Source organism: Ralstonia sp. RRA, from assembly GCF_037023145.1.
Taxonomy (GTDB): domain Bacteria; phylum Pseudomonadota; class Gammaproteobacteria; order Burkholderiales; family Burkholderiaceae; genus Ralstonia.
This window is the reverse complement of record NZ_CP146091.1, coordinates 730419-743349: the sequence shown is the minus strand read 5'-3', so window position 1 is coordinate 743349 and position 12931 is coordinate 730419. Positions and strand designations below refer to the sequence as shown.

Annotated in this window: 13 protein-coding genes; 4 read left to right on the top strand and 9 right to left on the bottom strand. The window is 63.9% G+C overall.

Going from position 1 to position 12931, the window contains the following annotated elements; translation table 11 throughout:
- Window positions 1–14: 14 nt before the first annotated feature.
- The 4 genes from V6657_RS03605 to V6657_RS03590 form a co-directional block, all read right to left on the bottom strand.
- Window positions 15–1127: an NADH:flavin oxidoreductase/NADH oxidase gene (locus V6657_RS03605; RefSeq protein WP_048935103.1), complete on the bottom strand. Its 1113-nt coding sequence runs from the start codon at window positions 1125–1127 to the stop codon at window positions 15–17.
- Between the two features lie 116 nt (window positions 1128–1243).
- Window positions 1244–2125 (bottom strand): undecaprenyl-diphosphate phosphatase, encoded by an 882-nt coding sequence (locus tag V6657_RS03600; protein WP_048935104.1) that lies wholly within the window; start codon window positions 2123–2125, stop codon window positions 1244–1246.
- Window positions 2126–2189: 64 nt separating this feature from the next.
- Window positions 2190–2783 (bottom strand): DUF1439 domain-containing protein, encoded by a 594-nt coding sequence (locus tag V6657_RS03595; protein WP_048935105.1) that lies wholly within the window; start codon window positions 2781–2783, stop codon window positions 2190–2192.
- Window positions 2784–2789: 6 nt separating this feature from the next.
- Window positions 2790–3047, bottom strand: coding sequence for a YkgJ family cysteine cluster protein (locus tag V6657_RS03590; RefSeq protein ID WP_048935106.1), 258 nt, complete (start codon window positions 3045–3047; stop codon window positions 2790–2792).
- A 193-nt stretch (window positions 3048–3240) separates the two neighbouring features.
- On the opposite strand from V6657_RS03590, the gene V6657_RS03585 reads away from it, so the two are divergent.
- The 4 genes from V6657_RS03585 (at window position 3241) to V6657_RS03570 (ending at window position 6684) form a co-directional block, all read left to right on the top strand.
- Window positions 3241–3984 carry a TetR/AcrR family transcriptional regulator gene (locus tag V6657_RS03585; protein ID WP_048935107.1) on the top strand — a complete coding sequence of 248 codons (744 nt, stop codon included), beginning with the start codon at window positions 3241–3243 and terminating at the stop codon, window positions 3982–3984.
- 95 nt (window positions 3985–4079) lie between these two features.
- Window positions 4080–4730, top strand: coding sequence for a protein-L-isoaspartate O-methyltransferase (locus tag V6657_RS03580; RefSeq protein WP_048935189.1), 651 nt, complete (start codon window positions 4080–4082; stop codon window positions 4728–4730).
- 25 nt (window positions 4731–4755) lie between these two features.
- Window positions 4756–5088 carry a rhodanese-like domain-containing protein gene (locus V6657_RS03575; RefSeq protein ID WP_048935108.1) on the top strand — a complete coding sequence of 111 codons (333 nt, stop codon included), beginning with the start codon at window positions 4756–4758 and terminating at the stop codon, window positions 5086–5088.
- Between the two features lie 117 nt (window positions 5089–5205).
- Complete coding sequence (locus V6657_RS03570; RefSeq protein WP_048935109.1) at window positions 5206–6684, top strand: TolC family outer membrane protein; 1479 nt, start codon at window positions 5206–5208, stop codon at window positions 6682–6684.
- On the opposite strand, the gene V6657_RS03565 is transcribed toward V6657_RS03570, so the two are convergent.
- The 5 genes from V6657_RS03565 to V6657_RS03545 form a co-directional block, all read right to left on the bottom strand.
- Entirely contained in the window at window positions 6685–7413 is a 729-nt protein-coding gene (locus V6657_RS03565; RefSeq protein WP_048935110.1) for an META domain-containing protein, read from the bottom strand. It lies immediately after the preceding gene.
- Window positions 7414–7525: 112 nt separating this feature from the next.
- Window positions 7526–8851, bottom strand: coding sequence for a lipid IV(A) 3-deoxy-D-manno-octulosonic acid transferase (waaA, locus tag V6657_RS03560; RefSeq protein ID WP_048935111.1), 1326 nt, complete (start codon window positions 8849–8851; stop codon window positions 7526–7528).
- Window positions 8851–9849, bottom strand: coding sequence for a lipopolysaccharide heptosyltransferase I (waaC, locus tag V6657_RS03555; RefSeq protein WP_048935112.1), 999 nt, complete (start codon window positions 9847–9849; stop codon window positions 8851–8853). Before waaC ends, waaA begins: the two co-directional genes overlap by 1 nt.
- Before the next feature lie 43 nt (window positions 9850–9892).
- Window positions 9893–11281 (bottom strand): phosphomannomutase/phosphoglucomutase, encoded by a 1389-nt coding sequence (locus V6657_RS03550; RefSeq protein ID WP_048935113.1) that lies wholly within the window; start codon window positions 11279–11281, stop codon window positions 9893–9895.
- Window positions 11282–11963: 682 nt separating this feature from the next.
- Window positions 11964–12827: a hypothetical protein gene (locus V6657_RS03545; RefSeq protein ID WP_048935114.1), complete on the bottom strand. Its 864-nt coding sequence runs from the start codon at window positions 12825–12827 to the stop codon at window positions 11964–11966.
- Window positions 12828–12931: the final 104 nt, after the last annotated feature.

Here is a 12931-nt window from a genome sequence, read left to right as displayed (position 1 = left end):
AGCCCACGCGCGTATCATCGCGCGCCGAAATGCGTCTCGCCGAAGAGGTTCTTGGCGTGACGCGGGAAGGCGCGCCAATACTGCGGCGGCGCCTTGACGGTGGCGCCCAGTTCCGCCGCCGCAGCCCAGGCCCAGTGCGGGTTGTAGAGGAAGGCGCGACCAACCGCGACCAGGTCCGCACGTCCCTCCGCCACAATGGCCTCGGCCTCGTGCGCCTCGTTGATGAGGCCGACAGCAATGGTCGGGATGTCCGCTTCGTTGCGGATCTTCTCGGCAAACGGCACCTGATAGCCGGTTGAGAGCGGAATCTGCTGCAGCGGCGATACGCCGCCTGAAGACGCATCGATCCAGTCGCAACCGCGCGCGCGCAACGCCTGCGCAAACACCACCGAATCCTCCGGCGTCCAGCCGCCCTCCACCCAGTCTGTGGCCGACACGCGCACGCCCACCGGAATGTTGTCCGGCACCACGGCGCGCACGGCATCGAAAATCTCTAGCGGATAACGCATGCGGTTCTCGCGTGAGCCGCCATAGGCATCGGTGCGCTGATTGGCAATCGGCGAGAGGAATTCGTGCAGCAGATAGCCGTGCGCAGCGTGCAGCTCGATGGCCGCCAACCCCAGGCGCACAGCGCGGCGCGCGGTGGCGACAAACGCATCACGTACGCGGGCAAGGTCGGCGTCCGTCATTTCGCGCGGCGCACGCTCTTCAGGGCGTTGCGATAGCGCGGACGGGCCCATCGTTTCCCAACCGCCGGCGTCGAGCGGCAGCAGCGCGCCGCCTTCCCACGGGCGCGCACTCGATGCCTTGCGGCCGGCGTGCGCAATCTGCATGCCGATCGGCACGAGCGCATTCTGGCGAATGGCCGCGAGCGTGCGCGCCAACGCGGCTTCCGTCGCGTCGTCCCACAAACCCAGGCAGCCATTGGTGATGCGCCCTTCCGGCGATACGGCGGTCGCCTCGATCATCAGCAAGCCTGCACCCGAAAGCGACAGGCTACCTAGGTGCGTGTGATGCCACGCAGTCGCCTGGCCGTTGTCGGCCGAGTACTGGCACATCGGCGAGATGACGATGCGGTTCTCAAGCGTGAGACCGCGTAGGGAAAAAGGCTGGAAGAGTGCACTCATGATCGGGAGATCCGGTTGTCAGCGGCTGACGGAAACAAGCCGCCAGTGTGTCCGAATCTGCCCGATCGTGCAGACGGCGCGAAGACCCGCGCCGAGAGAGGGAAATGCTGACTGGTTTAGGCTTGCCAGGCGATGAGATGCGTGTAAGCCGTCACCAGCACGATCACGCCGAAGATGATCCGATACCACGCAAAGCCGCGGAAATCGTGCGTGGCAATGAACTTCAGCAGCCAGCGCACGCAGAAGAATGCGGAGATGAACGCGGCCACGAAACCCACCGCGAAGATCGACAGATCATCCGCCGACAGCAGCGCGCGCGACTTGTACAGCTCGTACACCGTTGCCCCAAAGATCACGGGGATGGCGAGGAAGAACGAGAACTCCGTTGCCACCTTGCGCGAGAGGCCGAACAGCAGACCACCGATGATGGTTGAGCCCGAGCGCGACGTGCCCGGAATCAGCGCAAAGCACTGTGCGAAGCCGACCTTGATGGCGTCGGAGATGCGCAGGTCGTCGAGCGTTTCAATGCGCGGCGCGCCGGCCTTGGCGGCTTCGAGCAGCGCATTGGCGCGCGGGTCGTGCGTCTCGCCGCGATGGCGCTCGCGCCATTCGGCCCACAGAATCACGAATCCGCCAATGATGAAGGCAGATGCCACCACGATGGGGTTGAACAGATGCGCCTTGATCGACTTGCCGAAGATCAGCGCGAGCGTGATCGCAGGAATCGTCGCCACGATCACGTTGATGGCGAAGCGCTGCTGGCGCGGGTCGCTGGGCAAGCCCTTTACGACCTCGATGATCTTGTGGCGGAACTCCCAGCACACCGCCAGGATGGCGCCGAACTGGATCACGATTTCAAAGATCTTGCCCTTCTCGTCATTGAAGTCGAGCAACTGGCCGGCCAGGATCAGGTGGCCCGTGCTGGAGATAGGAAGAAACTCGGTCAGACCTTCGACGATGCCGAGAATCAGCGCTTTGATGACAAGTGCAATGTCCATGCAGTAAGCAGGGGAGGAGAAGGAAGACGAGGCGCCGGGCGTGCTGCGTACAACAGCAAATGCTTCAAGGCCGCTTGGCCTGAACGTGTACGCCTTCGGGCAAAACCGTGATTGTACCGGGCTCTACAGCGATACCGGCCACTTTCAACTGCTCCGGCTTGAACGTGTAGACCGCGTAATCATTGAGCAACTGGCCTGCGATCAACGAGCCAATCCCGCTGATCTGCTGACCCAATCCGCCGGGCACGTTCTGCAGATCAAAGCGGTCGACGCTGGGTTGGTCTAGGCGGATCGAACGCGTGGGCGAGTCGTAGTGCAAGCCGCTGGAGATGGCCAGCGGCCCGGTCAGCGGTTGGCGCAGCAGGCCGCTTTCCACGCTCGCATCCGCCTGGATGGCGATACGGTTGCGTGCTGGGTCCAGCGAAATCTGCGGGTTGGTCAACGTGACATCGAAGAAGCCGAGAAAGCGCCGCTGAAACGGAAACTTGCGCGCCAGTGCTTCCTGCATCTGGCCGCGCGAGAAGGTGTAGCCGTTGCCCGTCCAGCCGGTCGGCATGCAGGCCACCAGCACGACGGCAACGGTCGCCGCGACAGCAGCCGCACCGGCCCACCAGCGGAAACGGTTCGAGCGAGTGGCAGGTTTCGTGGAGTCGGTCATGAACGATCAATGCGCCGCAGTGGCAATTTCGAGTTGGGTCAGGAACTGCATGGCGTGCACCGCCGTGGCGCCACACATGTCGGGTTCGGGCTGCAGACTGCCGCACACCGCCGGGCGCTCCGGGTGGCCGAAGATGCGGCAGCGGTTGGCGTCATCCAGCTGCGCACAGCGCACGCCGGCCGGCTTGCCGTCGGGCATACCGGGAATCGGGCTGGAGATGGAAGGCGCGATGCAACACGCGCCACAGTGGGGTCGGCAGTCCATGGCCGTCCTGATCAACGAATTGGCTTGGAAAGCCGCTATTGTGCACCAGCACATTCGAGGCCCAATCTGATTGACCGCGCCGATGTTACTTGACCCACCCTCGCGCCATGCGTACATTAATGACCGGAAAGTAAGTTATCCGTGAGTCAGTGGCCAAAGTGCGCTGGCTGACACCACTTTTGCAGTTGCTGCCGTGACCGATCGAGAACCCGAGTCTTCCGCCAAACGCTGGACCCGCCGCAAGGAAGCCCGCCCACAGGAGTTGGTGGCGGCGGCGCTCAGCCTGTTCGTGGCGCGCGGCTACGCGGCTACGCGGCTGGAAGACGTGGCCTCGGCGGCCGGCGTGTCCAAGGGCACCGTCTACCTGTACTTCGCCAATAAGGAAGAGCTGTTCAAGGCCGTGGTGCAGGAAAACCTGCTGCCCGCGCTGGCCGAGGGCGAAGCTCTGATCGACACGTTTGAAGGCACGACCGAAGCGCTTCTGCATGAAATCCTGATGGGCTGGTGGGAGCTGATTGGCGAATCGCCGGCCTCGGGCCTGACCAAGCTGCTGATGGCCGAGTCGGGCAACTTTCCCGATCTGGCGCAGTACTACAACGAAGAAGTCATCGAACGCTGCGATCGCCTGTTCGCGCGCATCCTGGCGCGCGGCGTGGCCCAGGGCGAGTTCCGCGAAACCGACGTGGACCTGACCACGCTGGCGCTGACCGCCCCGATGCTCTTCCTGATGATGTGGAAGCACTCGTTCGGCCCGTGCGCCTCCAAGGTGCTGGAGCCGAAAGCGTTCATCACGCATGTGGTGGCGCTGGTGCTGCATGGCCTGTTGCGCAATCCGGTGCCCGGCGCTGTGATTCCGCCGCCACCTCCGCTCACGGCGCAGCCCTGGCGCACCCAGTCCGACGTCGATGGTGATGCCAACGGGGGCACCAAGTCGTGAGGTTCTCTGCCGGAATGTCCTCTGGACTTGCTAAAATGCCGGGTTTGTCGTCAAACCCTCATCCGCATTACGCGCTCCACATGGAAGGCATGCCCATGGACATCGAAAAATCCCGGTTCAACATGATCGAGCAGCAAATCCGTCCGTGGGACGTGCTCGACACCGACGTGCTCGACCTGCTGGCCGTCGTCAAACGCGAACACTACGTGCCCGAGGCTTATCGCGCACTGGCCTTCGTTGACATGGAAATCCCGCTGGCCGGCGGCCAGAACATGCTGGCCCCGCGCGTGGAAGCCCGCGTGCTGCAAGAGTTGGCCGTGCGCAAGCATGAAGACGTGCTGGAAATCGGCGCGGGCTCCGGCTACATGGCTGCCCTGCTAGCCCACCGCGGCCGCCAGGTCACCACGCTGGACATCGTGCCCGAGCTGATCGCCTTTGCCCGCGACAACCTCACGCGCAACGGCGTGACCAATGTCGACGTGGTCGAAGCCAGCGGCGCGCAAGGCTGGGGCCATGACCTGTATGACGTGATCTGCGTCTCGGGCTCTGTGCCGGCCGTGCCGGAAGCCCTGCTCAAGCAACTCAAGGTGGGTGGCCGCCTCTCGATCTTCGTGGGAGGCGCGCCGGTCATGGAAGCGCAGCTCATCACGCGCATCTCCAACACCGAATACCAGACGCGCAATCTGTTCGAGACCTACGTGACGCCGCTGGTGGGCGTGTCCGCACCCTCGCAGTTCCGCTTCTGATCCACTTCGGCTTACCCCAATCAACATGCAACAGCTCGCTCCCTCCGCCCTCGCTCAATGGCTCGCCGACGCATCGCGCGCGAAGCCCGTCCTGCTCGACGTGCGCTGGGCTGAAGAGGTGGAGATCTGCGCCCTGCCTGGCATCACACACATTCCGATGAATGAGATCCAGGTACGTGCCGGCGAGCTGCAAGCTGACCAAGACATCGTCTGCATCTGCCACCACGGCGGACGCAGCGCGCAGGTTGCGCAGTATCTGATCGTGCATGCCGGCTTTGATCCGGCCCGCGTCTACAACCTGCAAGGCGGCGTCCATGCCTGGGCCAACCAGGTGGACCCGCAGATGGCGACGTACTGATTGGGGAAGCCGCCGCCGGGCAAGAGAATCAACTGAGTTTGCTCACGCGCCGACTCGCGTGAACAGGTTCTGACGCGCCCGCGCTGCCTTCCGACGTTTTCCTCGTCCGGGGGCTTTATGAGTGTTGCTCGCAGTCACCGCGCGCGGTTTGCCGTGCGCGGTTCGCTTGTTGTGCTGTTCTGGTCGATGACGCCGCTGCTGGCGTGGGCGCAAACGCCTGCGCCTGAAGTACCGGCCGCGACCGACCTTCTCTCCGCTTACCGCGCCGCGCTGGCCAACGATCCGCAATTCGCATCGGCCCGCGCGCAATCGCTCGCGCAGCGCGAAAAGCTCACGCAGGGCCGTGCCGGGCTGTTGCCCCAGATTGGCGGTGCATGGAGCTCGACGCGCATCATCTTCGACCAGAACGCGCCGGTCGATTTCAACAAGACCTTCTCGTCGACGGGCTGGACGCTGTCGCTCTCGCAACCGCTGTTCCGCTGGGATCGCTGGGAGACTTACAAGCAAGGCGAGATTGCCGCGCAAGCGGCTGAGGCCTCGCTCGCGCAGGCGCAACTCGATCTGATCGCGCGCACGGCGCAGGCCTACTTCGACGTGCTCAATGCGCAAGACACGCTGCAGCTGGCCACCGCGCAGCGCGACGCGATCCAGCAGCAGTACGAGCAGGCGCGCCGCAACTTCGACGTCGGTAACGCCAACATCACCGATGCCAACGATGCGCAAGCGCGGCGCGATTCCATCGATGCAACGGTCATTGCCGCGCGCAGTGACCTTGAAGTCAAACAGTCAGCACTCAAGCAGATCGTCGGCGAGCCGGTCGGCACGTTGGCGGGTGTACGCACCGGCGTGGCGCTGCCGCAGCCGGAACCGGCAACCCCCGGTCCCTGGGTCGACCAGGCACGCAGCGGCAACCTGCAGGTGGCGTTGGCCCAGTACAACCTGCAGAGCGCTGAACGCGACGTGAAGAAGGCCAACGCCGGCCATCTGCCCTCCGTCGACCTCGTCGCGCAGACGGGTCATACCAACGCGAGCGGCAACCAGTACATTCCGTCGCTGCCAGGCGGCGCGCGCTTTGAGAGTTCGCAGATCGGCGTGCAGGTATCGATCCCGATCTTCGCGGGCGGTGCAATCCAGTCGCGCGTGCGCGAGAACATCGCGCTGGAGACCAAGGCCGCGAGCGATCTGGAGTACGCCCGCCGCGCCGCCGAACAAGGCGCACGGCAAGCGTATATCGGCGTGATTGCAGGGCTGGCGCAGGTGAAGGCGCTGGAAGCGGCCGAACTGTCGGCGCGTACGGCGTATGACTCCAACCAGCTCGCCTATGGCGTGGGCGTGCGCATCGGCACCGACGTGCTGAATGCGCAAGCGCAACTGTTCCAGGCGCGGCGCGACCTGGCCCGCGCGCGCTACGACACCATCGTCAATGGCTTGCGTCTGAAATCTGCCGCCGGCTCGCTCAACGAGGCGGATGTGATTCAGGTGAACACGCTGCTCACGGCGAACGGCTCAAGCGACATCACCGCCCTGCCGCCGCGCGCTGCCAAGCCGGCATTGGCAAAATCGACGCCTACCGCTGCCAAACCCGCCAAGCGCTGATCAGTGGTTCTGGCCGCTCGGTGACGACGCCGGCCCCGGTGCTGGCGTCGTCAGCGGCCGCTCCGCAAACTGCAGCAGTGCGCCGCTGGCAGTCTTCCAGATCACCTGACGCCCCTGTCGCCCCGAAGCCGACGGCTGCATGCCGACAGTCGCCAGCGGCGATTTCAACGCTTCCAGGAAAGCCGTTTCCAACTCCATGCGCGCCGGGTCACATGCCATGCGTGTCGTTGCGAGGCTACCGAAGCGCATGCCCGAGACGAGCTTCTCGTACGGACCGGTAAAGCGGTTGCAACCCGAGTAACCCGATGCAACGCCGTTGGCAGCTTCCAGGCCTGCGCTGAATTCAATGGCGATCGGCTGTGCAGTCGGATCGCCCCCCTCCTCCTCCGCCGACGGCAGTTCCTTGGGCGCCGCTCCCGGCTCTTGCCAGCGCACCAGCACAAAGCGTGAGCGACCTTCGCCTTGCGCCTGGGTCAAGGTGGCCTGACCGGGGTTGGGTAGGGCGCTGGCGGGAGCCGGCTTCGCTTCAGGCGTCGATGCGGTTTGCGCGACAGGGGCGGAAGCCGCGGTGCTTGTCGCTACGGTAGCGGGCTTGCCAGTGGGTGCGGGCGTCATGCAGCCGGCGCCGATGATGGTGGCTGCGGTCAGCACGGCCAAGGCCGCTGCTGTCAGTACCACGCGGCGCGGCGTCTGCAGCAGGCTTGGCTTGGGACGATTCGATTGAGACATGAACGGGTCGTGAACAGTGACGAATGCAAACTACAGCAAACTGCGCAAAGAGCCGTTAGTCTGCGCCGCGTGGATTGAGTTCGCAGTTTTCGTGCCGAACGTGGCTTGCGTGTTACAGCGTCGGCAATACAAGCGATGCCACCGCCTCCACCGTACGTGCCGTCGCCCCGCCATGCGTGGCAGCAAAGGCCAGCGCGGCGCGTGATGCGGTCTCGCGCGCATCGGCGTCGGACAGCCACCTGTCAATCACGCGCATCACCGCCGCCGCATCATCCACCTGCACGCAGGCACCTGCGGCCACAGCATCGCGCGTGGCCTGCGCAAAGTTGAACGTGTGCGGGCCGATGACCACCGGCGTGCCAACGGCACATGCCTCGATCAAGTTCTGACCACCCAGCGGCAACAGGCTGCCGCCAATGAATGCGGCTTCGGCGGCGGCGTAGTACAGCGCCATCTCGCCCATCGAATCGCCAAGCAGGACATCCGCTTCGCCCAAACCGGCGTCATCCGCCATGCCAGCGGCCGAGACCGTCATCGCGCTGCGACGCGCAACACGCAAGCCCGCGCGCTCGGCAAGCTGTGCCACCTCATCAAAGCGTTGCGGATGGCGCGGCACGAGAATCAATAGCGGATGCCGACGCCCGACATGCTGTGCACGGTGGGCCTGCCAAGCATCCAGCAGCAACGCCTCTTCCCCTTCACGCGTGCTGGCGGCCGCCCAGGCCACACGCCCATACCGCGCGTGCAGGGCTTCGCGCAGTACGCGGCCCGCCATGATCTGGTCGACGTGCGGTGTGATGTCGAACTTCAGGTTGCCCGTCACGCGCACACGCGGCACACCGAGCGAGCGATAGCGATCGGCATCATCCGGCGTCTGCGCCAGCACGGCGGCCAACTGTGCATACGTCTCGCGTGCGGCATCGCCCAGGCGCGCTGTACGCCGATGACTGCGCGCCGACAGACGCCCGTTGACGAGCACCATCGGCACGCCGGCGGCGTAGGCACGCTCGATCAACACCGGCCAGATCTCCGTCTCCATCAACAAGCCGAGACGCGGCTGGAAGTGGCGCAGGAACCGGTCGACGGCACCCGTCAGGTCATACGGCAGATACGCCTGGATGACGCGGCCATTGCGCTGCGCGGCAAACTCGGCGCCCGTGCGGCGGCCGGTCGGCGTCATGTGCGTGAGCAGCACGGCATGGTGCGGAAAGCGCGCGAGCAGCGCATCGATGAGCGGCTGCGCGGCACGCGTCTCACCAACAGACACGGCATGCACCCACAGCAGCGGGCGATCTGGATTTGCGCGCGAGGGGTAGAACCCGAGCCGCTCGCCAACGTGCTGGCGATAGCCGGGCTCCTTGCGACCACGCCACCACAAGCGCAGCAATGCGACAGGCAGCGCAATGCGCCACAGCAGGCGATACAGGAAGCGCAGCATCAGAGCACACCCAGCGCGCGCAGCGCATCGAGCGCTTGGGCGCTGGTGGGATGGGCCTCGGCGCTGCCGAGGTCATGCACGTTGGGCGTCCAGTACCCGCCCGTGCGCCACGAGGTCGTGAAGTTGTAGAGCGCCACCGTCGGCTTGCACAGCGCGGCGGCAATATGCACGAGCCCAGTGTCCACGCCCACCACGGCCGTCGCTTGATTGAGGAACGCCGTCACATCCGGCAGCGACATGCGCGGCGGAATCACCACCCGCCCCACCGTGCCTGGCACCGCGGCAATGATGGCCTCACGGATGGCCTCGCTGGTGCGGCGCTCGGTTTCGCTGCCCCACGGCAGAGCAATCGCGTAGTCACGTGCGAGCAGCTCGCGCGCAACGTCCACCCAGGCTGCCTGCGGCCAGCCCTTGTCAGCGCGCGAGGTCGCATGCACCAGTGCAACGTACGGGCGCGGCATCGCAAACGGCAACTCTGCGGACGGCTGCAGACCAAAATCGATCGACGCGGGCAGCGTGTAGCCAAGCGCCTCAGCCACCATGCGGCGCGAGCGTTCGACCACGTGCACGCGCGGTTCCATCACGATCTTGCGCTGATAGAACAGCTTGGCTAGCGGCTCATAGCCTGCGCCTTCGGTGCGGTTGCCGAAACCGGCCACGAAACCGCCCGGGGTCAGCCGGGCTTGGGCCGAAACCAGCGCAGTCTTGATGAGACCTTGCGTATCGAGCACCGCGTCGTACGACTTGGCGCGCAGCGCGCGGCGAAAGGCTGCCACCTCGCCCCATGTCTTCCCGGAACCCAGCGACTTGCGCCAGCGCCGCAGCGCAAACGGCATCACGCCCCGCACACCGCGCACGATGCGCACGATGCCCGCAAAACCTTCTTCGACCACCCAGTCGATCTCGGCATCCGGATACGCGCGCAGAATATCGGCCACGACCGGCGTGCAATGCACCACATCGCCAAGCGACGATACCTTGACGATCAGCACACGCATGCCGTCACCCTTTCCCCAAACTTCATGAGTGCGAGCGGTGCGATCAGAACGGCAGTTGCGCGTCCGGCTTCTCGGCCAGGATCGCGCTGCGGAACTGCGCCTGGATACGCGCCATGGCCGCATCGTTGTCGGCCTCGAAGCGCATCACCACAACCGGCGTGGTGTTGGACGGGCGGGCCAGACCAAAGCCGTCTTCGTATTCCACGCGCACGCCATCGATGCGATTGACTTCCTTCGCACCCGCAAACGTGGCATTCGCCTTGATCTTGTCGAGCAGCGTGAAGGCTTCGCCCTCGGCGCATTTCAGTTGCAGCTCCGGCGTGCAATGCGAGTTCGGCAACGCGTTGAGCGTGGCGCTGGGATCCGCCAGGCGCGAGACGATCTCCAGTAGGCGCGCGCCCGTGTACAGACCGTCGTCAAAACCGTACCAGCGATCCTTGAAGAAGATGTGGCCGCTCATTTCACCAGCCAGCGGTGCGCCGGTTTCCTTCAGCTTAGCCTTCACCAGCGAATGGCCCGTCTTCCACATCGTCGCCTTGCCGCCATGCTCGCGGATGAACGGTGCCAGCTTGCCCGTGCACTTCACATCAAAGATGATCTCGCCGCCCGAGTTGCGCGACAGCACTTCCTGCGCGAACAGCATCAGTTGGCGATCAGGGAAGATCACCTGGCCATCCTTGGTGACCACGCCCAGGCGATCGCCATCGCCGTCAAACGCGAGGCCCAGTTCGCAGTCGGTGGCCTGCAGCGTGCGCACGAGGTCTTGCAGGTTTTCGACGTGCGCCGGGTCCGGATGGTGATTCGGGAAGTGCCCATCCACCTCGCAGAACAGCTCCGTCACCTCGCAGCCCATCGCGCGGAACAACTCCGGCGCAAAGGCACCAGCCACACCGTTGCCGCAGTCCACGGCAATCTTCATCGGACGGGTCAGCTTGACGTCCGACACGATGCGGTCGATGTACTGTTGGCGGATATCCACCTGGATGTAGCTGCCGGCGCCCTCGGAGAAGTCGCCTTGCTCGATGCGCGTGCGCAGCGCTTGAATCTGTTCACCGTAGATGGCCTGGCCTGCCAGCACCATCTTGAAGCCGTTGTAGGCGGGTGGGTTGTGGCTGCCGGTGACCATCACGCCTGAGGTCGCACGACGGCCTGCCAGTTCGATATTGGTGCCGAAGTAGACCATTGGCGTGGCAACCAGGCCCAGGTCGATCACGTCGACACCGCTTGCGCGCAGGCCGTCTGCCAGCGCTTGCAATAGTTCGGGCCCCGACAGGCGGCCGTCGCGACCGATCACCACGGCGGATTCGCCCTTGGCGCGCGCTGCGGAGCCGAAGGCACGGCCGATCAGGCGGGCGGTTTCGGCATCGACGGTTTTTCCGACGATGCCGCGGATGTCGTAGGCTTTGAAGATGGTGGGGTTGATGCTATACATGAGGGGGTGTATGCAGAAAATGAGATAAGCGCCATTGTAAATGGTTGACATCTCTCGCCGTAGCGCCACACAGCGACCCAAGGGGCGTAGGCTCGTCCCCTGCCCGTCGTGTCGCCCATGGCGGCCGGCCACGCGATGTCGCTCATCGAGTTGGTACACCGTCGCCTCAACTCCCTCCAGCGCCTCCCCCTTCTTGCGGAAGAGTATGAAGAGATATGATCTTCTTGCAAGCCTCGCCGCACGTCCACGATCGGCGGCGAGATTTCTTGCTATCCAGTTCCAGAAGATTGCGAGCAGTCAGCAGGCGAATCTCGCTAGTGTCGAGGCCTACATCACAAAACCAAGCTGGCAATTGACCAGAAGAACACAGTCACGATCAAAGCGACGATGCAGCAAAGAAATCCAAGGCGGGTACCGGCAACATACGCATAGCGTGTATCCACGGATACTCTGCTTCGGTTCTACATGGACCAGGGCCCACTTCGTCATCCCGATCCTGAGCAACGAGCGTCCGCAGATCAGACAGCCGACCACTCCTCCAGTAACGTGGATGGCTGCCGACGCCATGCTCTGGTTGCGTGTTTCTTTCGCGGCATGCAAGCCGCCCACCCTGCGTTCCAAGCGTCAACCGGAGATAACCTCTCTCCTTGCGCAGTCCGCAGCCGCGAACAATGTGCCAGTGTCAGGAGTAAAAGCGCGCCTTGTTGCCAGCCAGCGCCTTGAGCACACCGCGCTCAGCCCTTGTCATAGCTTTGATGTAGCGCTTGTCCTCTACACAGCAAAGCGTGGTTTTCGGATGGCGTGAGGCAGTCGCCTTATTGAAGTCGGCCGCGAATTTGTAGAACGTCACTTTCTCGACGTCATCCCAATGCACGGTGATTGCGTCACCGTCATGAGTTATGGAAGGAGCATCGATTGCAGGCGCGCCGGTAATCTGCTCCAACCACTTCGCGAGCATCTCGAACTTCTCATCGAGCGTCACAGACTTATAGAAGCTCAGCCCTTCCTTGACCTTCGCGGGTGAGCCGGCAAGCACAACCTCTGCCGGTGCGTCCTTCGTAAGGTTGGAGCCGATCAGAGCCACCGAGCGGCGACCAATGCGTACGCCTGACGCCACAATGCACGAGCCCACCAGCCATACGTCCGACTCGACATGGATTGGGCGCTCGCCATACAGGGTGCAGCCCTCGATCTGCTCACCAGCCGCCACATGCGACCAGAGCTGTGAGTACATGCCCACGCGCACGCCGTTTTCAACAGTCAACCCGCCGGTACCGTCGAGCACCGTGTTCTGGCCGAACCAACAATGCTGACCAATGCTAACGCCCGTCTTTGACAGCACCAGCGTGTCAGCATGCAATGTAGTCCAGTCCCCGATTGTGATGTTGCCACCGTCGACGATCATCTTTACACCGTCGCCCAGAACCACATAGTCACCCAGCTTTACAACGGCTGGCTTGGCGAAGATAACCTGCACGTTATCGCCGATTGAGCAGCTTTGGCCCACTTCGATAACTCCATCGCCCACCTTCTTAATATCTGCCATAGTTACCTCTTTCCCAGTCGTTTTTGTGTGGGCAGCCGATTTTACTATGGCCGTCGACCATTCGAGTTGCCGGCCTCGAAGACAAGCTCGGGTTCGCAGTCAGT